This is a genomic window from Rhodococcus sp. P1Y, assembly GCF_003641205.1.
In the GTDB taxonomy this organism is placed as follows: Bacteria; Actinomycetota; Actinomycetes; order Mycobacteriales; family Mycobacteriaceae; genus Rhodococcoides.
In genome coordinates, this window is record NZ_CP032762.1 from 4,272,143 (window position 1) to 4,294,596 (window position 22,454).

General features: G+C 64.1%; 23 protein-coding genes. 3 read left to right on the top strand and 20 right to left on the bottom strand.

Annotated features, from left to right (window positions below; genetic code table 11):
• Positions 1-2 precede the first annotated feature (2 nt).
• The 3 genes from D8W71_RS19715 to D8W71_RS19725 form a co-directional block, all read right to left on the bottom strand.
• Complete coding sequence (locus D8W71_RS19715; RefSeq protein ID WP_121115840.1) at positions 3-1,025, bottom strand: sulfate ABC transporter substrate-binding protein; 1,023 nt, start codon at positions 1,023-1,025, stop codon at positions 3-5.
• A 188-nt stretch (positions 1,026-1,213) separates the two neighbouring features.
• Entirely contained in the window at positions 1,214-1,315 is a 102-nt protein-coding gene (locus tag D8W71_RS28260; protein ID WP_328588796.1) for an Ms4533A family Cys-rich leader peptide, read from the bottom strand.
• 144 nt (positions 1,316-1,459) lie between these two features.
• Entirely contained in the window at positions 1,460-1,687 is a 228-nt protein-coding gene (locus tag D8W71_RS19725; protein WP_121119603.1) for a hypothetical protein, read from the bottom strand.
• A 112-nt stretch (positions 1,688-1,799) separates the two neighbouring features.
• Here D8W71_RS19725 and D8W71_RS19730 point away from each other — a divergent pair, with 112 nt between their 5' ends.
• The gene (locus D8W71_RS19730; protein ID WP_121115844.1) at positions 1,800-3,842 is read left to right on the top strand and encodes a glycoside hydrolase family 15 protein; all 2,043 of its coding nucleotides are present in this window, start codon (positions 1,800-1,802) and stop codon (positions 3,840-3,842) included.
• Between the two features lie 18 nt (positions 3,843-3,860).
• Here the strand turns inward: D8W71_RS19730 and D8W71_RS19735 are convergent, their stop codons facing one another.
• The gene (locus tag D8W71_RS19735; RefSeq protein WP_121115846.1) at positions 3,861-4,868 is read right to left on the bottom strand and encodes a nitronate monooxygenase; all 1,008 of its coding nucleotides are present in this window, start codon (positions 4,866-4,868) and stop codon (positions 3,861-3,863) included.
• 26 nt (positions 4,869-4,894) lie between these two features.
• Entirely contained in the window at positions 4,895-6,742 is a 1,848-nt protein-coding gene (gene lepA, locus D8W71_RS19740) for a translation elongation factor 4 (RefSeq protein WP_442972061.1), read from the bottom strand.
• 90 nt (positions 6,743-6,832) lie between these two features.
• Between lepA and D8W71_RS19745 the strand changes: the two genes are divergently transcribed.
• Positions 6,833-7,396 (top strand): type II toxin-antitoxin system PemK/MazF family toxin, encoded by a 564-nt coding sequence (locus D8W71_RS19745; RefSeq protein WP_121115850.1) that lies wholly within the window; start codon positions 6,833-6,835, stop codon positions 7,394-7,396.
• A gap of 54 nt (positions 7,397-7,450) precedes the next feature.
• On the opposite strand, the gene D8W71_RS19750 is transcribed toward D8W71_RS19745, so the two are convergent.
• From D8W71_RS19750 to D8W71_RS19760, 3 genes are read right to left on the bottom strand one after another with little or no spacing between them, the layout of a single operon-like run.
• Positions 7,451-8,281, bottom strand: a complete 831-nt coding sequence (locus D8W71_RS19750; protein ID WP_121115852.1) for a transglutaminase family protein — start codon at positions 8,279-8,281, stop codon at positions 7,451-7,453.
• 8 nt (positions 8,282-8,289) lie between these two features.
• On the bottom strand, positions 8,290-9,264 hold the full coding sequence (locus D8W71_RS19755; protein WP_121115854.1) for an alpha-E domain-containing protein: 975 nt from the start codon (positions 9,262-9,264) through the stop codon (positions 8,290-8,292).
• On the bottom strand, positions 9,265-10,794 hold the full coding sequence (locus D8W71_RS19760) for a circularly permuted type 2 ATP-grasp protein (protein WP_236078096.1): 1,530 nt from the start codon (positions 10,792-10,794) through the stop codon (positions 9,265-9,267).
• Between the two features lie 392 nt (positions 10,795-11,186).
• Between D8W71_RS19760 and rpsT the strand changes: the two genes are divergently transcribed.
• Entirely contained in the window at positions 11,187-11,447 is a 261-nt protein-coding gene (gene rpsT / locus D8W71_RS19765; protein WP_121115856.1) for a 30S ribosomal protein S20, read from the top strand.
• A gap of 72 nt (positions 11,448-11,519) precedes the next feature.
• Here the strand turns inward: rpsT and holA are convergent, their stop codons facing one another.
• From holA to D8W71_RS19825, 12 genes are all read right to left on the bottom strand, one after another.
• Complete coding sequence (gene holA / locus D8W71_RS19770; protein WP_268959792.1) at positions 11,520-12,494, bottom strand: DNA polymerase III subunit delta; 975 nt, start codon at positions 12,492-12,494, stop codon at positions 11,520-11,522.
• A 129-nt stretch (positions 12,495-12,623) separates the two neighbouring features.
• The gene (locus D8W71_RS19775) at positions 12,624-13,457 is read right to left on the bottom strand and encodes an LLM class F420-dependent oxidoreductase (RefSeq protein WP_121115858.1); all 834 of its coding nucleotides are present in this window, start codon (positions 13,455-13,457) and stop codon (positions 12,624-12,626) included.
• A gap of 112 nt (positions 13,458-13,569) precedes the next feature.
• Positions 13,570-14,001: a nitroreductase family deazaflavin-dependent oxidoreductase gene (locus D8W71_RS19780; protein ID WP_121115861.1), complete on the bottom strand. Its 432-nt coding sequence runs from the start codon at positions 13,999-14,001 to the stop codon at positions 13,570-13,572.
• A 107-nt stretch (positions 14,002-14,108) separates the two neighbouring features.
• A complete protein-coding gene (locus tag D8W71_RS19785) occupies positions 14,109-15,650 on the bottom strand; it encodes a ComEC/Rec2 family competence protein (protein ID WP_121115863.1) in 1,542 nt (513 codons plus the stop codon).
• Positions 15,647-16,510, bottom strand: a complete 864-nt coding sequence (locus tag D8W71_RS19790; RefSeq protein WP_121115865.1) for a ComEA family DNA-binding protein — start codon at positions 16,508-16,510, stop codon at positions 15,647-15,649. Before D8W71_RS19790 ends, D8W71_RS19785 begins: the two co-directional genes overlap by 4 nt.
• 99 nt (positions 16,511-16,609) lie before the next feature.
• On the bottom strand, positions 16,610-17,443 hold the full coding sequence (locus D8W71_RS19795) for a DegV family protein (RefSeq protein WP_121115867.1): 834 nt from the start codon (positions 17,441-17,443) through the stop codon (positions 16,610-16,612).
• A 3-nt stretch (positions 17,444-17,446) separates the two neighbouring features.
• Positions 17,447-18,211, bottom strand: coding sequence for a diglucosylglycerate octanoyltransferase (gene octT / locus D8W71_RS19800; protein ID WP_328588797.1), 765 nt, complete (start codon positions 18,209-18,211; stop codon positions 17,447-17,449).
• Positions 18,198-18,863, bottom strand: a complete 666-nt coding sequence (locus D8W71_RS19805) for a histidine phosphatase family protein (RefSeq protein WP_121115869.1) — start codon at positions 18,861-18,863, stop codon at positions 18,198-18,200. The genes octT and D8W71_RS19805 overlap by 14 nt, the downstream gene beginning before the upstream one ends.
• Positions 18,860-19,291, bottom strand: coding sequence for a ribosome silencing factor (gene rsfS / locus D8W71_RS19810; protein ID WP_121115871.1), 432 nt, complete (start codon positions 19,289-19,291; stop codon positions 18,860-18,862). The genes D8W71_RS19805 and rsfS overlap by 4 nt, the downstream gene beginning before the upstream one ends.
• 15 nt (positions 19,292-19,306) lie before the next feature.
• A complete protein-coding gene (gene nadD / locus D8W71_RS19815) occupies positions 19,307-20,023 on the bottom strand; it encodes a nicotinate-nucleotide adenylyltransferase (RefSeq protein WP_268959794.1) in 717 nt (238 codons plus the stop codon).
• A 106-nt stretch (positions 20,024-20,129) separates the two neighbouring features.
• Positions 20,130-21,545, bottom strand: a complete 1,416-nt coding sequence (locus D8W71_RS19820) for a vWA domain-containing protein (RefSeq protein WP_121115873.1) — start codon at positions 21,543-21,545, stop codon at positions 20,130-20,132.
• A gap of 1 nt (position 21,546) precedes the next feature.
• The gene (locus D8W71_RS19825) at positions 21,547-22,434 is read right to left on the bottom strand and encodes an AAA family ATPase (RefSeq protein ID WP_121115875.1); all 888 of its coding nucleotides are present in this window, start codon (positions 22,432-22,434) and stop codon (positions 21,547-21,549) included.
• Positions 22,435-22,454 lie beyond the last annotated feature (20 nt).

Sequence of the window (22,454 nt, forward strand, 5' to 3'; positions counted from 1 at the left end):
TGCTACTTGGTGTTTTCTTTGTAAATCGTCGTGATCGCACCGGTGTCACCGAACAGTTCGGCGTCGACTGCATCCCAGCCACCGAGCTCGTCGATCGTGTGCAGGCTCGACGGGGTGAAGAACTTGTCGGAGAACTCAGCGGCGATCTCCGGGTTGGTCGGACGGAAACCGGCCTCGGCCCACACCCGCTGCCCCTCGTCGGTGTAGATGAAGTCGTTGAGCGCGTTGGCTTTGTCGAGTTGCGAGCTCGAGTTGACGACAGCAACGGGGTTGTCGATGCGGAAGGTGTCCGCGACGTCGACGTGCTCGACCTTCTCGCCCTGCTCCTCGATCAGCAGAGCCTCGTTCTCGTAACTCAGCAGAACGTCACCCTGTCCTTGGAGGAAGGCTTCGGTCGCTGCCCGGCCGGATTCGGGCTGCACCGGAAAGTGACCGGACACGAGCTGTTGAACGTAGTCGAGTCCTGCTTGCTTGTTCTGACCGCCGTTGCTCTTCGCCGCATACGGCGCGAGAAGGTTCCACTTGGCCGAACCGGAGCTGAGCGGGCTAGGGCTGATGACCTGAACGTCGGGCTTCAACAAGTCGTCCCAGGTTTGAATGTTCTTCGGGTTTCCCTCTCGCACGACCAGGGTGACAACGGAACCGAAAGGCACGCCGCCGTAAGCATTCTCGTTCCAGTTCTCGTCGACCTTGCCTGCTTTGACCAGACGGGTGACATCGGGCTCGACGGAGAAGTTCACGATGTCTGCGGGAGCGCCGTCGGCGACCTTGCGAGACTGATTGCCCGACGCGCCGTAGTCCGCGTTGATCGTCGTTCCCTCGCCTGCTTCGGTCTCGGCGAATGCGGGACCGATTGCGTCCCAGCCGTTCTTGGGCACTGCGTATCCGACGAGCGTGAGAGCTGATCCGCCGCCCGATCCGCCTTCGGCTCCGACGGTATCGCTCGAACCACCGCCGCAGGCGGCGAGGACAAGCGTTCCCACTGCAGCGAAGGTGGTGAGCAGGTATCGAGACTTGAGCCTCATCGAGAAGAACCTTTCATCGCATGTCTATCTGAATGGTCGAGAACTGATGAACAGTGAGGAACCGACTACCGACCGATGGACCTCGGGCGGCACGGTACGGGCGCCGAGCGAAATCGATGCGTCGATCAGGACGAAGCCGCAGCAGGCTCACGCAGTGCGTGAAGGCAGGGCCGGGACAGCAGTCGAGATCAGGATGCCGAGTGACAACAGTCGATATCAGCGACTGCGAGCATGCCGACTGCGATCAACGCCAATTCATGGCGGACCTGGTACTCGGCTGCGTCGGACACGGACAGAAATCTAGCAGAGGATTCGGACGGACTCTAATCCTGCGGCCGTCCACGTCGTCTGCGCGCTCTACCTGGTCAGCAACCACGCCAGAACAACGAGTACCAGCAGCGCGACGAGTGCGAGCGTGACCCTCGACTTCGGCATCAGTGACCTTCCGTGATCGATGGGCCCGGCACAGGAACGGTATCGCTGTCCGAGCGGGCGTCGCGACCGAGGACGTGGAGCACGGCGGCGAGCACTCGATCGAACACGCGCGCCAGTCCGAACGCCGCAGGAACGGCGACGAGGATAACGACCAGGGCCTGTGGCACGAACGGGAGCCCGGTGATCCAGAGTTCGACTCCGTCCCACCACCTAGCTATCGCATCCACATCAACCACCTTAGGTGTGCCGCAGGTGCGCTCCGCTTCCGGCCTGCCGGTCCGCCACGCCGAAAACCGCCAGCGGTAGACGTCGAGCGCCGTGGGCGGTGATGATTGGCATATGACGGGATTCGAGGAGCAGTCGACGGTAGTGCCCGTGCGAGACGATTCGATTCCACGGCCCGGTGCACCCAATGAGGCCGAACACGGGGTTCAAGGCGTTCTGGGCAGCACCGAAGCGCCGGTGTCCACGCTCACCTCGGCGCGAAGCGCCTTTCCGCCGATCGACGACTATGCCTTCCTTTCCGATTGTGAAACGACCTGCCTCATCGCTCGCAACGGCTCGGTCGAGTGGATGTGTGTACCCCGCCCCGACTCCCCCAGCATCTTCGGCGCAGTTCTCGACCGGAGTGCCGGCCATTTCCGGGTCGGACCCTATGGCCAGTCCGTGCCGGCGGCACGTCGTTATCTACCCGGCGGACTGATCGTCGAGACGACGTGGCAGACCGAGACCGGCTGGCTCATCGTCCGCGACGCTCTCATCATGGGTCCATGGCACAACACCGATCAACGATCACGAACCCATAAGCGGGCACCGAGCGACTGGGATGCCGAACACATCCTGCTCAGAACGGTCAAGTGCGTCAGCGGCACGGTGGAACTGGAAATGAGCTGCGAACCGGCGTTCGATTACCACCGCGCGCCCGCACGATGGGAATACACCGGCAAGGTGTACGAGGAGGCCACGGCAACCTGCGAGGCAAGTGCGGACGGCGACCAACCCACCCTCAAGCTCACCACCAATCTGCGGATCGGCATCGAAGGTCGTGAGGCCCGCGCGCGCACCAGAATGTCAGAGGGTGACAACGTCTTCGTCGCCATGTCCTGGTCCGATCTCGCGGCGCCGCAGACGTTCGAGGAAGCTGCTGAGAAAATGTGGCGCACGTCGGAGTGCTGGCGACAGTGGATCACCATCGGACGATTCCCGGATCACCCGTGGCGCGGGTTTCTGCAGCGAAGCGCGCTCGCATTGAAAGGCCTCACCTACGCACCGACCGGCGCACTGCTCGCAGCGTCGACGACCTCACTGCCGGAAACACCTGGCGGCGAACGTAACTGGGACTACCGCTACGCGTGGGTACGCGACTCGACCTTCGCCCTGTGGGGTCTGTACACGCTCGGACTCGATCGCGAAGCCAACGACTTCTTCTCCTTCATGTCCGACGTATCGATGACCGAGGACGGCAAGGCCAATCCACTCCAGGTCATGTACGGGATCGGCGGGGAGAAGACGCTGGAGGAGACCGAACTTCCGCACCTGTCCGGGTACGACGGTGCGAAGCCGGTGCGAATCGGCAACGGTGCATACAACCAGGAGCAGCACGACATCTGGGGCACGATGCTCGATTCGGTGTATCTGCACGTCAGGTCCCGCGAGCATGTGCCGGAGTCACTGTGGCCTCTGCTGAAACGACAGGTCGAGGAAGCTATCGCCAATTGGCGCAAGCCGGACCGTGGCATCTGGGAGGTACGCGGTGAGCCGCAGCACTTCACGTCGTCGAAGGTCATGTGTTGGGTCGCGCTCGATCGCGGTGCGAAATTGGCTGCCATCCACGGCGAGACGGACTACGCCGGCGAGTGGAACGACATCGCCGACGAGATCAAGGAGGACATCCTCGAGCACGGTGTCGACGAGCGCGGTGTACTGACGCAACGGTACGGACACGAATCGCTCGACGCCTCACTGCTTCTCGTGCCGTTGCTCCGGTTCCTGCCCGCCGACGATCCCCGCGTACGCGCGACAGTGCTCGCAATCGCGGACGAACTGACGGTCGACGGTCTCGTCCTCCGGTACAAGGTCGACACCACCGACGACGGTCTACAGGGAGAGGAAGGAACATTCACGATCTGCTCCTTCTGGCTCGTGTCCGCGCTCGTCGAGATCGGCGAGCTGGCGCGCGCAAAGCATCTCTGCGAGCGACTTCTCGGGTATGCGAGCCCGCTGAAGCTCTACGCGGAGGAGATCGATGCACGCACCGGTCGCCACCTCGGGAACTTCCCGCAGGCGTTCACGCACCTGGCATTGATCAACGCCGTTGTCCACGTCATTCGCGCCGAGGAGGCTCAGGCCTCGGGGCATTTTCAGCCCGCGCACACCAACTGAGCGTGAGTGCAGACTGTGTCAGCGTCCGAGCTGCTGGGCCCACTCGCTCATCAGCTCGGACACCGTCGCTCGCCGCGCACGCAGGTGTCCGGTCCCGGCCCACATCGACAACGCCGAGGGATCGCCCGCAGCTCCGGCCTTGGCGCGCATCGGCGCCGTCAGGTAATGCAGGTCCGGATAGGCCAACGGGGCGTCCTCGGAATTGTCGAGCATGAATTCGTTGACGATCCCGCGAGCCGGCCGACCGGAAAATGCCCGTGTGACAGCGGTATCCGCAGTCTCCGTGAGTTGATCACGGTGAACCTGCCGGGTTCCGGCCTCGGTGGTGTTCAAGAAAGCTGTACCGAGTTGTGCAGCGTCGGCGGCACCGGATTCGAGGAGCGGCGCGATGTCGAACCCGTCCATGAGGCCGCCCGCTGCAATGCGCGGCAGCGTCGACACCGCGCGGACGGCTGCGAGCACCTGATCGAGAGGCTCCTCGGGGGCCGAGCCGTCGAAGCTACCGCGATGGCCGCCCGCTTCCGGGCCTTGAACGACGAGCGCATCGACACCGTTCCGCTCGGCTTCGGCCGCTTCGGTAGCCGAGGTGACTGTGCACCACACCTCGGTGCCGACCTCGTGGAAGGCAGCGACCTCCGCCGCGTCGAACGTGCCGAAGGTGCTGGAGACGAGAGGCACCGGATTGTGGATCAACCAGCGAAACTTCTCCGGGTAGAAGTCGTCGCGCCGCGGTAGCACGCCTGGCTCAGCGTCGTACTTCTCGAACCACGGAGCAATGCGAGCGGCGTACGCGTCGACATCGGCTGAAGTCGGATCGTCGGGCAGGAAAAGATTGACGCCGAATCTCACGTCGCGCATCGAATCTATTTGAGCTGCAAACTTTTCCAGATCCAGCAGCGCACCGGCAATCATGCCGAGGCCGCCGGCAGCCGTCACCGCTCTCGCGAGATCGGGCGTCGACGGACCACCGGCCATCGGGGCACTGACGATCGGGACGGACAGTTCACTGAGGATTCGCGTCGTCACGATCCTCGAATCTACGCGGCTTCGCGCTATTTCTTTGGCTTGTCCGTGGACGACTCGGAAGACAGGGCTGCGACGAACGCTTCCTGGGGAACCTCGACGCGACCGATGGTCTTCATCCGCTTCTTGCCTTCCTTCTGCTTCTCGAGCAGTTTGCGCTTGCGGCTGATGTCACCGCCGTAGCACTTGGCGAGGACGTCCTTACGGATCGCCCGGATGTTCTCACGCGCGATGATGCGTGAGCCGACGGCTGCCTGGATCGGTACCTCGAACTGCTGACGAGGAATGAGTTCCTTGAGCTTGGTGGTCATCTTGTTGCCGTAGGCAGCTGCGGCGTCCTTGTGCACGATGGCCGAGAACGCATCGACGGCCTCACCCTGGAGCAGGATGTCGACTTTCACCAGCGCTGCGCTCTGCTCGCCGATCTCCTCGTAATCGAGGCTTGCGTAGCCACGTGTCCGCGACTTGAGGATGTCGAAGAAGTCGAAGATTATCTCCGCCATCGGGATGGTGTAGCGCAGTTCGACGCGAGTTTCGGACAGATAATCCATTCCCCCGAGTTCGCCGCGCCTGCCCTGACACAGCTCCATGATCGATCCGATGAACTCACTCGGAGAAATGATGGTGCACTTGACCATCGGCTCGTAGACGTCGCGCACTTTGCCTTCGGGCCAGTACGACGGATTGGTGACGATGTGCTCGGCGCTGTCTTCCATCTCGACGCGGTACACCACGTTGGGCGAGGTCGAAATCAGGTCCAGGTTGAACTCGCGTTCGAGCCGCTCGCGGGTGATCTCCATGTGCAGCAGGCCGAGGAAGCCGCAGCGGAAGCCGAAGCCGAGGGCTACCGAGGTCTCCGGCTCGTAGGTGAGCGCCGCGTCGTTGAGCTGGAGCTTCTCGAGCGCGTCGCGCAGATCGGGGTAGTCGGATCCGTCGAGCGGGTAAAGCCCGGAGTACACCATCGGCCGCGGTTCGCGGTATCCGGTGAGCGGCTCGGTTGCGCCCTTGCGGAACGTGGTGACGGTATCGCCGACCTTCGACTGACGAACATCCTTGACACCGGTGATGAGGTAACCGACCTCGCCGACGCCGAGGCCCTTGGTTGCCTTCGGATCCGGGGAGACGATGCCGACCTCGAGGAGCTCGTGTGTCGAGCCGGTCGACATCATCGTGACCTTTTCGCGCGGGTTCAGTGCCCCGTCGACGACGCGCACGTAGGTGACCACGCCGCGGTAGGTGTCGTAAACGGAATCGAAGATCATGGCGCGGGCGGGTCCGTCTGCGTTTCCGACCGGAGCCGGGACGAGCTTGACGACCTCGTTGAGAAGTTCCTCCACACCGACGCCGGTTTTACCGGACACGCGCAGCACGTCGTCCGCCTCACAGCCGATGATGTGTGCGATCTCGGCGGCGTACCGATCGGGGTCTGCTGCGGGGAGATCGATCTTGTTCAGAACCGGAATGATCGTCAGATCTTTGTCGAGAGCCAGGTAGAGGTTGGCCAGTGTCTGCGCCTCGATGCCCTGGGCGGCGTCGACGAGCAGCACAGCGCCCTCGCACGCTTCGAGGGCGCGCGAGACCTCATAGGTGAAGTCGACGTGGCCTGGCGTGTCGATGAGGTGCAGCACATGCTCTTCGCCGTCCACCACCCATGGCAGACGGACGTTCTGCGCCTTGATGGTGATGCCTCGCTCGCGCTCGATGTCCATGCGGTCGAGATACTGCGCTCGCATCGACCGATCGTCGACGACGCCCGTGAGCTGCAGCATCCGGTCTGCCAGCGTCGACTTGCCGTGGTCGATGTGGGCGATGATGCAGAAGTTCCTGATCCGGGCGGGATCGGTGAACGTCGTGTCGGCGAAGCTGGGCACTCGTATCCTTTGCTGGCGTTTGCAAGAGAGAACTGGTCCATCGTCCCACGCGCACGCGTCGGCAACCGAAGTGGCTGCTGACTAAACTCGACGCTCATGGCTGGCAACTGGAGCAAATTCACATCGGAACTGGGAAAGATCGCGCTGCGCGAGGGCCCGAGGCTGTTTCGCCAGCTGCAGAAATCAGGTGCCCTCCAGAAGGGCAAGGACGCGATCACGAACAAGACATCGCCCGGGCCCGCGACTCCCTCGGGCCGACCGGTGGCATCGAAGACAGTCCCGACGGCTCATCGCGCCCGACGCGTCGAGTACTCCCCCGACCTCGACGGAAAGGCCGATCCCGGCGAGATCGTGTGGACGTGGGTGACGTACGAGGAGGACGCGAGCCAGGGCAAGGACCGGCCGGTTCTGGTCGTCGGCCGAGACGGCACGACCTTGCTCGGGCTGATGCTGTCCAGCCAGGACAAGCGGGACGGCGACCCCGACTGGGTGCCGATCGGCTCCGGATCGTGGGACGCCGAGGGTCGGCCGAGCTGGATCAGGCTCGATCGGGTTCTCGACGTGCCCGAGACAGGGATTCGCCGCGAGGGCGCCATCCTCGCCAAAGGGAAGTTCGACGCCGTCGCAGCCCGACTTCGTTCGCAGTACAGCTGGTCCTGACGCTCCTCGTGCGTGGGTAATGACACTCCGGTGTCATTACCCACGCACGGGCCGCTAGGCCAATCTCGTGATCTCCACCACGACATCGAGTGCCGTCGAGCCACCGCCGGAAAATATGCCCTTGAGCGGCGGAACGTCCGCGTAGTCGCGACCGAGGCCGACGGATACGTGCTGTTCGTTGACGGCGATGGCGTTGGTCGGGTCGTAACCCCACCAGGCGCCGGTCCACGCCTCGATCCACGCATGCGACTGGCCTTCGACCGAAACGCCGACGGCCGCGTCCTTCTTCGGATGCAAGTAGCCCGAGACATACCGGCTCGGAATTCCGATGCTGCGCAACAGAAGCAGCGTCAGGTGCGCGTAGTCCTGGCAGACGCCTTTCTTCTCCGACCACGCCTCGACGGCGGAGGTGTGCACTCCCGTCGTCCCCGGCACGTACGACATTTCCTGGTTGACCCAGTTCGCTATCTCGACGACGGATTCCTGCGGCGGAAGACCCTTGGACAGCTTCTTCGCGATCGCGACGAGCTGTCGGTTCTTCGGGACGTAGACGGTGTTGTCGAGTACCTCGTTGAACCGATCGATGACGGCGTCACTCGCCAGTTCTTCCCACGACGCATTCTCTTCCGGCGGAACGAACGGATCGGTTTCGACGACGGACGAGCCGGTCACCTCGAGCTCGGTGTGCGGCGCGTGCAGATCGAACGCGGTCACCGCCGTCCCCCAGTAATCCGTGTAGCGATAGCTCCTGGTCACTGGATTGGTCTCGACACGGTTGAGAATGACGTTCTGTCGATTGTCACTTCGCGGAGTCAGTCGGGCTTCGTTGTACGACGACGTCACCGGCGCGTCGTACTGATAGCCCGTGGTGTGGACAACGCGCATACGCCAGCTCACAGTTCACCTTCCAGTTGGTCCTCGTACGTGCCGGATCCGGCGTCGGTCCACGCAACCCATGGCGCCGCGTGGAAGTACTGCTTGGAGATGGCCTCGCCCAGCTCGCGGCAGGTTTCCTGTAGCCCGACCAACCTGTCCTGCAGGTCGTCCAGCAGGCCACCCGGACGGAGGAACTCGAGCTCGCTGCGTGCTCGACCGAGCAGCCGCTGCGCCTCGGCCCGTGCACCGAGCCGGCTGTTCGGCTGATGATCGAGGCTGTCCAACGACCGTTCGGCCTCGCTCAGCGCGTAGAACACCGAACGCGGAAACAGCCTGTCCAACAACATGAATTCGAGAACGCGTTGCGCGTCGAGCGCGCCGCGATACGTCCGCAGGTACGTGTCGTGCGCGCCCGCAGACCGAAGCACCGTGACCCACGCGGGCGACGACGGCCTGTCCCCTGCACGCGACAGCAGCAGACGTACGGTCATGTCGATACGTTCGACCGATCGACCGAGAATGAGGAATCGGTAACCGTCGTCGTGGCTGAGCGTCGAGTCGGCGAGGCCGGCGAACATCGCCGCACGACCCTCGATGTAGCTGAAGAATTCGGCCGGACCCGTCCGCTTCGACGCCCTGATGCGTTCGCCGAGTCCGTTGTACGTGGTGTTGAGGCACTCCCACATCTCGCTGGAGGTGACTTCACGTGCACCGCGGGCATTCTCACGTGCGCTCGACAGTGAATCCACGATCGAGCCACTGCCGTCACGGCTGAACGCAACCAGCTCGGTCAGCGACCACACGTCGAGCGAGACATCCGGTTCGTGTTTGAACCCGAGGACGCGCAGGAGCACGCGCGAAATGTGATCGGGGTCGACCGTCGCATCCTCGAGGAGCTGATGGACGGTGACGTCGAGGATGCGTGCCGTGTCGTCGGCACGCTCGACATATCGCCCGATCCAGTAGAGCGACTCTGCGTTCCGCGCGAGCATCTAGTGTCCACCACCGTTCATGAGCTGTTGCTGTTGCTGTTGCTGTTGCTGATCCATCGTCAATTCGGGGCCCTGCTCCGCCATCGGCGCCTCCGGCGGCTCGCTGACGATTTCCTCACCGGCAAGTTCCTGCTCTTCCTGCGAGGTGCGTGTCGCGAGCACCCAGGTGTCCTTACTGCCGCCGCCCTGGCTCGAGTTCACAACGAGGGAGCCTTCAGGCAGCGCGACACGGGTCAATCCGCCGGGCAGAACCCACACGTCGTCGCCGTCGTTCACTGCGAACGGGCGGAGGTCGACGTGGCGCGGCACCAGGCGATCGCCGATCTTGGTCGGCACCGTCGACAACTGAACGACCGGCTGCGCGATCCAGCCACGCGGATCTGCTCGGATCTTCTTGCTGATCGTCGCCAACTCCTTCGGCGACGCGTCGGGGCCGAACACGATGCCGTATCCGCCGGAACCCTCGACCGGCTTGATCACCAGTTCGTCGACGCGGTCGAGCACTTCCTCGCACTCGTCGTCAAGCCAGCACCGGAACGTGTCGACGTTCGCGAGGAGCGGCTTCTCGTTCAGGTAGTAGTCGATGATCGTGGGGACGTAGGTGTACACGAGCTTGTCGTCACCGACGCCGTTACCGACTGCGCTGGAGATCACGACGTTGCCCGCACGCGCGGCGTTGACGAGGCCTGCGACGCCCAACACCGAATCGGGTCGGAACTGCATCGGGTCGAGATAATCGTCGTCGATCCGGCGGTAGATGACGTCGACCTGACGCTCCCCCTCCGTGGTCCGCATGTACACGATGTTGTCGCGGCAGAACAGATCTCGACCTTCCACCAGTTCGACGCCCATGAGGCGCGCCAGCAGGGAGTGTTCGAAATAGGCCGAGTTCGCTACTCCAGGGGTGAGGACCACCACGGTCGGATCCGCCTCGTTGAGCGCAGCGGACGCACGCAGCGCGCGAAGAAGATGCGACGCGTAGTCACCGACGGCCCGCACACGGTGCGTTGCAAACAGGTCGGGAAACACCCGCGCCATGGTCCGACGGTTCTCCATGACGTACGACACACCCGACGGTGACCGGAGGTTGTCCTCCAGCACTCGGAACGTGCCCTGGGCGTCACGAACGAGGTCGATGCCGGAGACGTGAATTCGAACTCCGTTGGGTGGAACGATTCCGATGGCCTCGCGGTGGAAGTGCTCGCACGACGTGATCAGGCGTTTGGGCACGACGCCGTCGCGGAGGATCTCCTGATCCCCGTAGATGTCGGCGAGGAACATCTCCAGTGCCTTGACGCGCTGCTTGATTCCACGCTCGAGCCGAGACCACTCACCTGCAGCGATGACGCGGGGAACCTGATCGAGGGGGAAGGGACGCTCCTGTCCGGACAAGGAGAATGTGATGCCCTGATCGATGAAGGCGCGACCGAGCGCATCCGAACGCGCGTCGAGGTCCGCCGAACTCGACGGCTCGAGCGCCGTGTGAATTCCCCTGTACGGAGTACGGGTCTTCCCGTCCGAGTCGAACATCTCGTCGAACGCCAGGCCGTACTTTCCGACGTCGGAGTAGCCGCCGAACACTCCGTCCACCACAGGTTTCTCGCGAGCTGCCGTTTTGGATTTGCTGGACTTGACCTTGTCTTGGGCAGTGGCTGCAGATCGCGGGCTCATCTCCGCCATGTTGCTACAGAGACAGGAGTTAGGCGCGGTGGACGCGTTAATTTCTGGAAACAGACTGCAGAATCGTCTCACGTACCCACACGTGGCACACTCTTCGAAGCGACCGCCGAATTGGGTTCTACAGCCTGTACTGGTAGTCTCGATCTTCGGCGCTGGGCTGCATCAGCTCAGCAGCAGACTTCGGGCATTCCAGCTTGGATAGCCCTGACCGGAATACCGACGAAGACAGAAGGATTTTACGCGTGGCCAACATCAAGTCCCAGAAGAAGCGGATTCTCACCAACGAGCGCAATCGTCTGCGCAACCAGTCGGTGAAGTCCTCGCTGCGGACGATCATTCGCTCCTTCCGCGCTGCAGAAGCCGAAGGCGACAAGGACAAGGCCTCGGCAATCCTCGTCACGGCAGGTCGTCAGTTGGACAAGGCAGCCAGCAAGGGTGTCATCCACAAGAACCAGGCCGCCAACAAGAAGTCGGCACTGTCCTTGGCAGTCAACAAGCTCTGAGCACGGCGCTCGAATCAGAGCCCGCTCGCAGAAGAACCCGCTCGGAACACCGAGCGGGTTCTTTTGCGTCCGCTAGCTGTTGCTGAGCGCAGCGACGACCGAGACCGCATTCTCGACGGCGTAGTCCGCATCCGCGGCCTGGCCCTTTACGTCGGCGTTGAGCTGCGACACGATCCGCAGTGCCTCGCCGATTGATCGACCGTTCCAACCTCGGGCCTGTGACTGCGCCTTCTTGATCTTCCACGGCGGCATTCCAAGTTCACCGGCCATCCGGAACGGGTCTCCCCTGCCTGCGGAGCCGACGAGCGCGATGGTCCGCACCGCTTCGGCGAGTGCATCGGCAAGCAGCACGTGAGGGACGCCCCGGTGCATCGCCCAGCGCAGCGCCTCCAAGGCTCCTGGGACATCGCCGGCGACGGCCTTCTCGGCTACATCGAATCCGGAGACCTCCGCCTTACCCGAGTAGTAGCGACGCACTGCATCGACGTCGACTTTTCCTCCGGTGTCGGCGACCAATTGAGAACAGGCAGCAGCCAACTCGCGCAGCTCGGATCCGACTGCTTCGACAACGGCTTCGACCACGTCCGGGCTCACGCGGACCTCCGCCGCCCCGAATTCACGTTTGACGAAATCTGCCCTCTCGGCCGGCTTGGTCAACTTGGCACATTCGTGCGTGACTGCGCCCACTTTCTGCAGAGCGCCCGCCATTGCCTTGGCGCGCCCACCGCCCGAGTGCATGACGACCAGTACTGCGCCCTCGGGCGGGTCCGCGGCGGCATCCAGAACAAGAGCAACCGCATCCTTACCTGCTTCGGCGGCAGCTTCGAGCACGACTACGCGGTCCTCGGCGAACAGTGACGGGCTGAGCAGTTCGAGCAACTCCGGGGCACTGGCGTCGCCTGCGCGCAGTTTGGTGACCGGGACGTCGTCACCCTCCGGCGCAGCGGCGCGTACCCGCCCGACGATCGTGGCCACGGCACGGTCCATGAGCAATTCCTCGTCGCCGAGGACGAGGTGCAGTGACTCCACCGGATTGTTCGCATTCACAGCACCGATCGTGCCATGCCGGTCCGACGGATTCTCACACCCCACGGGCACTCAACACCCGGAGGAACCTCCCCCGACGAGACGGACCGCGGCAGGCACGGCGCCTGACTCGAAAACGCGCCGAGCGCTCTATCCTCCGCGGTAGGCGGACGCCAACGCGGCGTACTCGTCGAGGATCTTCAGCGACTCGTCGTGCGGCGCGGTCGGCAGCATGAGAGCGAGCTGCCCGAATCCCAATTCTTCACAGGCTTGCCAGTACTCAGGGTCCGCGGGGGTGCCGAACTGTAGCAACGGAACGTCGTGCCCGAGTCCTTCGCGCATCGCATCGATGCGCTTGGACATGACCTCGACGGGCTGTGGGTTGGCTATCCACCCGGCGTCGTGCCGGATGACGCGCTTCACCGTGGCGTCGGAGGCACCGCCGATGTAGATCGGGGGGTGTGGTTTCTGCACCGGCTTGGGGCGGAGGTAGGAGGGTTCGATATCGAGGTGCTTGCCGTGATATTCGGCCGGCTCGTTCGTCCACAGGGCTTTGATTGCCTCGATCTGCTCGTCCAACAGCGCTCCCCGTGTCTTCGGGTCGATACCGTGGTTGCGGATCTCCTCGAGGACCCAACCAGCGCCCACACCGAATACGAACCGGCCCTGCGAGATCAGGTCGATACTGGCGGCCTCCTTTGCAGTGGTGATCGGATCGCGCTGAATGAGCAGGGCGATACCGGTGATCAGGTCGATCTTGGATGTGACCGCTGCGGCCGCTGCCAGAGTGGCGAAGGGGTCGAGTGTCCGATAGTAGAAATCGGGCATGTCACCGCCCGTGGGAAACGGCGTCTCCCTGCTGGCAGGGATGTGAGTGTGCTCGGCGACCACCAGTGAGTCGAATCCACGCTCCTCGATGGCGCGAGCCAGCGACACCGGGTCGATCCCGTCGTCGGTGACAAAGGTGGAGATTCCGATCTTCAAGGCTGTTCCTTACGTCGGGAGTCGCCCATGCCCTCGCGCCGGAGCGGAGTCTGGGCGTCGCTGGTCGACCACGGTCGAGGTGACCGGGTGTGAAGTGGGATGACCGTCAGGGTCACTCCAGGATGACGACTGGGAGTTGCCGGTCGGTCTGGGACTGCATTTCGGCGTACTGGCTGAAGGACTCGACGGCGAGCTTCCACCACTTCTCGCGCTCGGCCCCATCGAGCTCGCGGGCGTTGAGGGTGACAATCTTCGTCCCGTCCTGCACCGTGACGGTGGGGTTTGCCTTGATGTTGTAGTACCACGACGGGTGCGTGGAACCGGCACCGTTGGAGCCGACCATGGCGTACTTGCCGTCGGCCTCGACGCGCATCAGTGGCACGTACCGCTTCTTGCCGGACTTCGCCCCGATGATCGTGAACAGCACAACGGGCAGACCCATGTACTCTGCCCCCTCGGTGGTGCCCTGCTCGAGAATCTGTTGGGTCAGCTCGCGGACCCAGGACTTGGGGCTCAGTTCGGCGTCGGTCTTGTTGTTGGGCACGTGGGCCCCAACAACCGTCGCCCGCCGGATATTCCCGATAAATCTGAAAAGAGTAGAAAATTGCCCGGCGCCACCGAAACAGGGCTGAAGTCCGTCGACGCAGACCCTCACAGAAGAGACGACGCAATCCACGCGAACACAGTCACAAGTAATAGGCCACCCAGCAACATTCGGAGGATCCGCAGGCGCAACGACACCAGGACCACCGCCGTGAACCCCATCACCAGTGCGGCGCCGAGCGCACCGGTGGGCGTCTCGAGGCCCGCACCGGGAAGCGACGCCGCCCACGTCGCAACTTCGATCAACCACCACAGCGGCGCCGACGCCAATTCCAGTGTCAGCGAAGCAAGCCCGCTCGCCCACGGTGCTACGACCGCGGCGATGGCTCCGACGACCGTGATCGGCGCGACCACGGGTGCTACCGCGATGTTCGCCAGCACGCCGACGACGGAAAACGTACCCGCCATAGCGGCGACCAGCGGCGCCGTCACAGCATGGGCCGCTGCTGCGACGGAGACCACCTCGGCGGGGGCTCGGCCCCAACCGTGGCGTCGAAGCCAATCAACCCACACCGGCGCTACGACCACGAGAGCACCTGTTGCCGAAACCGACAGCGCGAACCCGAAATCGACCGACAGCTCAGGCCACCAGACGAGCAGTCCGAGTACGGCGGTGCACAGCGCCGGGACAGCTTGCCGTCGTCGACCCGTGACAAGCGCGAGCAAACCTATCCCTCCCATCACCGCTGCGCGCAGCACGCTCGGCGAAGGCCTAGCGACGACGACGAATGCCAGCAGAACCACCGCGCACACCACAGCGGTCGTTCGTGGACCGACACCGACCACCCGGGTCAGGAGCAGTACCGCTCCCATCAGAATCGCGAAATTCGCGCCCGAGACAGCCGTCAGATGCGTCAATCCTGCTGCACGAAAGCTTGATTCGACATCCTCCGACAACGCGGACACGTCGCCGACGACGAGACCCGGCAACAATCCGGCGCGGTCGGGCGGTAGGGCGTCCGAGGCAGCCCCTGCCAAGGATTCTCGGATGATCAACGCAGGTTTTGCGACGTAACCCGGTGCGTCGAGGTGTATCGGCGGCCCCGCCACTCTGATGACGGCGAGTGTCAGATCTGCCCGGTCAGGTGGTGCAAGACGACCTCTGAGCGTCACGCTCTGACCGGGTACGAGGTGGTCCCATCCGTCCGCCGGTGCTCGGACGAGCACCCGCCCACCGAGCGCAATCGCGGTCCCCGCGATGTCGATCTGGGTCAGCTCGGTTCTGATGGACACCATGCGTGGCCCCGGTGAACGGAGCCGCCGCGGATCTTCACGAACCACCACAGCTGCACTGACCCACGCTCGTTGATCTGCCGCCCGGACAACAGGACTCGCCTCGAAGTCCCACGCGTGCAACGCTGCCGCACCTGCATAACACCCCCCGATCACCGCCAGCGCGATCAGCCCGAACGCCGGACGTCCCAGCCTGCGACGGCAGCACAGGGCCCCACCCGCTACGACTGCCCAGACGACAGCCAAGGAAAGCGCGGTGCTCGACCCGTGTACGACCCCGGTGATCATTGCCGTCCAACCGGCCACGACCGCCGGAACCAGCCGGGCATCGTGCGGCCGGATGGCCGGTTCGTTCACACCGTCACCTGGTCTCGCAGCTTCTCGAGACGGACCGGTCCGATCCCGTCCACCTCCGCCAATTGTCCGACATCGGTGAACGGACCGTTGACCTCCCGCCATGCCACGATGCTCGCCGCCGTGACCGGTCCGACGCCGGGAAGCGCGTCGAGCTCGGCGACACTCGCCGTATTGAGATCGACCGCACCCGATGGGGTTGCAGGACCGCCGACCACGGGAGTCGACGGAATGCCCGGTGCCGACCCGCTCACCGTCCCACTGACCACCGGCCTTCCTTCGGGCGGTGTGGCACCGACGACGATCTGGTCGCCGTCCGCGACCTTGGCTGCAAGGTTCAAGGCCAAGACGTCGGCGCCGACGAGCGGCCCGCCCGCAGCGGCAAGTGCATCGGCGACACGGGAGTCGACGGGGAGCTCGACCAGTCCGGACACGGCGACGAGTCCGACGACACTGACCACGATGCGTGCCGGCGGTTCGACGGTCTCGGACGGTCGAGTAGGAAGGTCTGGTAAAGGTTGCACTGCAGGGAGAGTGGGCACGGCGGCGACAACGGGCGCATCACGAAGCACCGCATATCCTGCGATGATCACCACGATCGCGCCGAGCGCGCACAGCGCAAGAACACCGGTTCGGCCGGGATCCAGACGAGTACCGCGTAGTCGTTCGGGCAGGTGTTGTGACAGGGCCGATTCTCGGCGCTCGTCGTGGTTCAACCAGTCGGGCGCCGAGGCCCTGCTGGATTCATCGTGCGCCGTGTCCTCGAGCGCCGTGTCGTCGAGCGCTGAGTCGTGGACCCGAGTCTCGCGACGCGCGATGGGGATCGAACGCCGCGTGATCGGCTGGGATCGAGGACTCGCCATGCCGCGACGTTATCGAGGCCTCTATTCGCCGAGAACGCGTTTCCGCTGGTCGGATTTTGCCCTGTGTACAACCACCGTGCCTGTGGAAAATTCGACAGATCAGGGCTCGGGACAGACGACGACTCCCACAGCTCCCGGGCCTACATGTGCACCCAGCACCGCCCCGAACGGGACGATTCTGAGTTCGCTGACCTGGGGAATGCGAACTCTCAGCAATCCGGCGACGACCTCGGCGCGATCCGGGGCCTGCATGTGATGCACGGTCAGTGCCACTGTCTCGTCCCCAGCTACGCGATGTGCGGCGTCGACCAGCTTGCCCAGTGCTTTGGTCGACGTCCTGGCCTTCTCCCCCAGCACCAGCTTGCCGTCGATCAGATTCAGCACCGGCTTCATCGCCAAGGCCGATCCGACGAGAGCTGCGGCGGTGCCGATACGACCGCCCTTGCGAAGGTGATCGAGTCTGTCGACCATGATGAAGCTGCGGCTCCGTCTACCGACCTCGACTGCCGTGTCGTACACAGCTGAGATCGTGTCCCCTCGCGCTGCTGCCCTCGCTGCGGCGAGCGCCGCGTAGCCGAGCCCCATTCCGGCCGACGTCGAATCGACGATTCTGACACGGTCCCCCAGTTCCGCCGCCGCGTGCCGCGCCGCCTCCCAGGTGCTCGACAAGCCCCGGGAGATGTGCACGGCCACCACCCCGGCTCCCCGGCTCCGATTCAGAGCGTCCTCGTACAGTCGAGTCAGCTCACCCGGTGACGCGCCTGCTGTCGTGACGGGTCCTCGCGCTGCGAAGTCCTCGGGAATGGGGTCGATACCCTCGCGTAGATCGACGCCGTCGACGAACACGTGCAACGGCGCGACGAGTACACCTGCCTCTGCCGCTAGATCGGCACCCAGGCAAGCCGATGAATCGGTCACCACCGTTACCGGCATTCCCTATCGATCCTCGACCGGAGCGACTGCGCGCAGTTCCACCAGCATCGCCTTGGCGACCTCTCGGTGTGCATTCCAACCCCAGTGAATGCCATCGGGATTCGCATCGACGGAGAAGATGTTCTCCCGCACCGCGGCCGCCAGGTCGACCAGCGGAACGCCGGTGTCCGAACTCCACTGTCGAAGAGCTCTTTCTGCAGCAGGCCGTCCTGCATGAACGTTGCCGTACGCGTCACTGCGGTGAACCGACGGCAGGGTTCCGATCACGGGAAGTTCCGGACGCACGTACTCGAGGGCCGCACGAGCTTGCTCGAGATACTCCACGCTCAGCTTGGGCGGCAACGCTACCGGCCAGCGCAGGGGCGCGAGCTTCGGTTGCGCCCACTGGTATCCAGCCCTGACGACCCTGCGAAGTGCCGGCGGGCGAACGTAACGAATCTGCTCACGTAATGCCGTCGGGAGAGGAGAGGGAAGCGAGTCCATCCCGCCGACCCCGAACACCACTGCCCCCGCCTTGGGGATAGCAGCCCACACACGGGGGTCCTGCGTCAGCGCCCACCACGCGTCCCGGCTGGTCCAGCCTATTCGAGCAACCAGTTCGACAGTCCAACCGAGCTCGGCCGCAACGATGTTCGGCCATATTCTCGGGTCGTCGACCGGCAGGCCTCCTTTGGGGCCGTAGTAGCTCAACGAATCCGCGAGCACCAACAGAACTGGGGGTGCCCCGTCGTCGACCGTCGGCACTACGTAGTCGTCAGAGGATGTCACTGGCCACTCTCGCCGAGGCGTTCCACACGTCGAGTCTCCACCGAAGGTGCTCGCCTTCGCCGTGACTGCTCAACTGAACCCAACTGGTGTTCGACAACCCGCCGAGTACCGGCCATCGGTTCGCCGGTAGATCGAGTAGAGCCGCGGTCAGCGCCGCGATCAACCCGCCGTGCGCGACCAGAACGATCGGAGCACCCGCAGCATCGGTGCCCCACTCGGGAACCGACTGAATCAATTCCTGGACGACCGGGACACTGCGGCGGGCCACGTCGATCCGACTTTCGCCCCCAGGAGGGGCGAGGGTTGCGTCGGCGCGCCAGGCAAGGCGCGCACCGGGGGCGATGTCGTCGACGTCGAGATGTGTGAGGCCCTGCCACTCCCCCAGATGCGTTTCCCGCAACCGTTGATCGACCGCGACCGGCAGACCGCTCGCATCTCCCAGCGCGACAGCGGTGTCGTATGCGCGCCGCAGATCCGAGGACACAATGCGCGAGGGCAGCCGCATCGCGAGTTCGGCACCGGCCGTCTTGGCCTGTGTTCGACCCAGTTCGGTGAGGTCCGTATCGAGTTGGCCCTGCATCCGGTCGGTCGCGTTGTACTCGGTCTGCCCGTGACGCAGCAGGATCAACTGCCGCTTGACGGCTGTGCTCACTGCTCCGATTCCACCGGAGCGGAGCCTGCGGAGTGACTGGAATTGTCTGAAGTGTCGGACGGCCGCTCGCCGAGGCCCGGGACCTCGATACTCGGGCAGTCTTTCCATAGACGCTCCAGCGCGTAGAAGTTGCGCTCGTCGTTGTGCTGTACGTGCACGACGACGTCGATGTAGTCGAGCAGGGCCCATCGACCTTCGCGGGTGCCCTCCTTTCGGACGGGCTTGAACCCGCTCTCGCGCAACTTGTCTTCGATGTTCTCGACGATGGCGTTGACTTGACGTTCGTTGGGCGCCGATGCAATGACGAAGCAGTCGGTGATGACCAACTGCTCCGAGACATCGAGAACCACGACGTCGGTCGCGAGCTTGTCATCGGCTGCGAGTGCCGCGATTCGCGCGATCGAGGTGGCCTGGTCTGTAGCAGTCACTGAGCTTGTCTCCCGTTATGTCGAGCGTGGTTGTGGCGAATGGTCTGTGTGTGTCTTCTGTGGTGCCGGCTCCGACATGGTGACGGAGCCGTCGAGGCGTTGTTCGCCTCTGGGCCGATAGAGATTCCTCTTCGAGATGTACTGCACGACGCCGTCGGGGACCAGGTACCACACGGGCCGACTCTCACTGGCCCTGAGCCTGCATTCGGTCGACGAGATCGCGAGGGCTGGAATCTCGATCAGCGTCAGTGCGTCCTCCGGCAGATCCTGTAAGTGATCGGCCAGGTGCTCGACGCCGAGCTCGAACCCTGGCCGTGATACTCCGACGAACTTTGCGAGCTCAAACAGCTCTTCCCAGTTCTGCCAGGTCAGAATACTCTCCAACGCGTCGGCGCCCGTGATGAAGTACAGCTCGGCCGACGGATGCTGCTCGCGAAGGTCACGCAGCGTGTCCACCGTGTAGGTGAGTTTCTCGCGGTCGACGTCGACTCGACTAACCGAGAATCGAGGATTCGACGCCGTGGCGATGACCGTCATCAGGTAGCGGTCTTCCGCCGGGCTGACGACCTTGCCTTCTTTCTGCCACGGTGTGCCGGTCGGAACGAAGATGACCTCGTCGAGCCCGAAGCTGTTGGCCACTTCGCTGGCCGCCACGAGGTGGCCGTGATGGATCGGATCGAACGTCCCGCCCATCACTCCAAGCTTGCGGACCGCCTCGGGTTGTTGTTGCACGATTGTCGAGCTTACTTTGCCGGGCTAGGAGTGGAGCCTGCGGAATGACCATGGAGGCCGGGAGTGGAGCCTGCGGAATGACCATGTACGGCCTGCCGGTCATCTGTCACACCGGCAACAGGCGGGAGACGATGTCGCCGAGCTGCTGGGCAGAGCGGCACTCGTACATGCTGATCACTTCCGCGTACGCCTTCGCCGCGGAGTCCCCGGAACCCCACTGGCCCCTGGGCTCGGGGTTGAGCCAGTACGCGTGTTTGGCCACGGCGACCGTGCGCGCGAGAGCTGGGAGCTTCGGGTCGCGGTAGTTGGTGCGTCCGTCTCCCAGTACGAGCACGGACGTTCGCGAGGTGACGGATTGTGCGTACTTGTCCTCGAACGTCTCGAATGCGTTGCCGTAGTCCGAGTGGCCGTCGTACGTGATGAGGTCGGACTCGCCGATGATGCGCGACATCGCTACGCCGAGGTCGGCGCTGGAGTCGAAGAAGCGTGTCACCTCGTCGGTCGAGTCGATGAACGCGAAGATCCGCACGCGGGAGAATTGTTCGCGAAGCGCGTGGACGAGGAGCAAGGTGAAGTGACTGAAGCCTGCGACCGATCCCGAGACGTCGCACAGGACGACCAGCTCGGGACGGGCCCGCCGAGGCTTGCGCTGCACGAGATCGATGGGCACCCCGCCGGTCGACATCGATTTGCGCAGGGTCCGCCGTAGATCGATGGACCCGGCTCGGCTGCGACTGCGCCGAGCTGCGAGCCTGCTGGCGAGCAGGCGTGCGAGGGGTGTGACGCTCCGCCTGAGCGCGACCATCTCGGTGTCCGATGCCCGCAGGAAGTCCACTTCCTCGGCCAGCTTGGGAACCCCGTAACTGGCGACGCGTTCGCGGCCCAGCTGTTCCGCCGCGCGACGACGCGTTTCCTTCTCGATCATCTTGCGCAGGTCCGCAATGCGCTGCGCAGCAGTTCGCTTGGCAACCTCGTCCTCGTAGGACCCCGAACTGCGGTCGGATCCAGTGTCGGCATTACCGAGTAGTCCCTCGAGAATCTTGCTCAGCAGCGTGTCGGGTGCCACGTCGCGCAGCGCCTGATAGGCCGAGAACGACGGCCCGTTCGCGGATTTGTACTGCCCGAGCTCCTCGACCATCTGTGCGGCCAACAGCTCGGTCAGCTCGATTGCCTCGGCACTGCCGTCGACGAGTAGGTCGGTGATCAACTCACGAAGCGCGGTGAAGTCGATGTCTCCCGCGGGTGTCCGCGGCAGAGCGGTGTCGATCTGTCCCGAGTCCTTCTGCCCGGTCGCTGCCGGGAACCAAAGATCGAACAGGGCGTCGAAGGTCGCTCGGTGGGTCGGCCTCCGCAGCAACGAGCATGCGAGGCCTTCGCGTAGCGCCTCGCGGTCGAGCAGATCGAGCACGGAGAGAACTCGACCGGCGTCGACAGTTTCCGAAGGACCTACGGCGATGCCGCGTGCGCGCAGAGCGTCGACGAAGTCGACGAGGTGGCCGGGCAGGCCGTACGGGGACTGCATGTCAGTTCAGCCGGAGCTCGGCCGCGGCTTTTTCCTGATCGGACTGATGCTTGAGCACTACACCCAGCGTCGCGCGGACTGCGTCGTCGTCGAGGGTATCCATGCCGAGGGCGAGCAGCGTCCGGCCCCAGTCGATGGTCTCGGCGACCGAGGGAAGCTTCTTGAGTTGCATCGCACGCATCACGCGGACGGTTCGTACCAGCTGTTCCGCGATCGCCTCCGGCAGCTCGGGCACGCGGCTCGCAAGGATCCTGCGCTCGAGGTCGGCATCGGGGAAGTCGAGGTGCAGGAACAGACAGCGACGCTTGAGTGCTTCGGACAGTTCACGGGTGGCGTTCGAGGTGAGCACCGTGAACGGCTTTCGGGTGGCGGTGATCGTGCCGAGCTCGGGAATGGTGACGGCGAAGTCGCTGAGCACCTCCAGCAACAGTCCCTCGATCTCGACGTCGGCCTTGTCGGTTTCGTCGATGAGTAGGACCGTGGGATCCTCGCGGCGAATCGCCTGCAGAAGCGGCCTCGCGAGCAGGAACTCTTCGGAGAAGACGTCGAGTTTGGTGGCGTCCCAGTCCTGATTTCCCTCCGAGCTGGACTGAATGCGCAGAATTTGTTTGGCGTGGTTCCACTCGTAGAGCGCACGGGCCTCGTCGACACCCTCGTAGCACTGGAGCCGGATAAGTTCTGCACCTGACGTCTGAGCCACGGCCCGCGCCAACTCGGTCTTGCCGACGCCCGCCGGACCTTCGATGAGCAGTGGCTTGCCGAGCCGATCCGCGAGGAACACCGACGTGGCGGTCGCCTTGTTCGCGAGGTACCCGGTTTCGGCGAGTTTCGACATGACGTCGTCGACGCTGCCAAACAGCGGGGGCGTCGTAGGTACTGCTCGATCCACGTCTACTCCTTGTATTCCAT

Excerpts from the sequence above, each read along its gene's own strand:
- D8W71_RS19715 (WP_121115840.1), bottom strand. The coding sequence starts at position 1,025 with ATGAGGCTCAAGTCTCGATACCTGCTCACCACCTTCGCTGCAGTGGGA.
- D8W71_RS19730 (WP_121115844.1), top strand. The coding sequence starts at position 1,800 with ATGACGGGATTCGAGGAGCAGTCGACGGTAGTGCCCGTGCGAGACGAT.
- D8W71_RS19745 (WP_121115850.1), top strand. The coding sequence starts at position 6,833 with ATGGCTGGCAACTGGAGCAAATTCACATCGGAACTGGGAAAGATCGCG.
- D8W71_RS19750 (WP_121115852.1), bottom strand. The coding sequence starts at position 8,281 with ATGCGCGTTGTCCACACCACGGGCTATCAGTACGACGCGCCGGTGACG.
- D8W71_RS19755 (WP_121115854.1), bottom strand. The coding sequence starts at position 9,264 with ATGCTCGCGCGGAACGCAGAGTCGCTCTACTGGATCGGGCGATATGTC.
- D8W71_RS19760 (WP_236078096.1), bottom strand. The coding sequence starts at position 10,794 with ATGTTCGACTCGGACGGGAAGACCCGTACTCCGTACAGGGGAATTCAC.
- D8W71_RS19790 (WP_121115865.1), bottom strand. The coding sequence starts at position 16,510 with ATGGCGAGTCCTCGATCCCAGCCGATCACGCGGCGTTCGATCCCCATC.
- D8W71_RS19795 (WP_121115867.1), bottom strand. The coding sequence starts at position 17,443 with ATGCCGGTAACGGTGGTGACCGATTCATCGGCTTGCCTGGGTGCCGAT.
- D8W71_RS19820 (WP_121115873.1), bottom strand. The coding sequence starts at position 21,545 with ATGCAGTCCCCGTACGGCCTGCCCGGCCACCTCGTCGACTTCGTCGAC.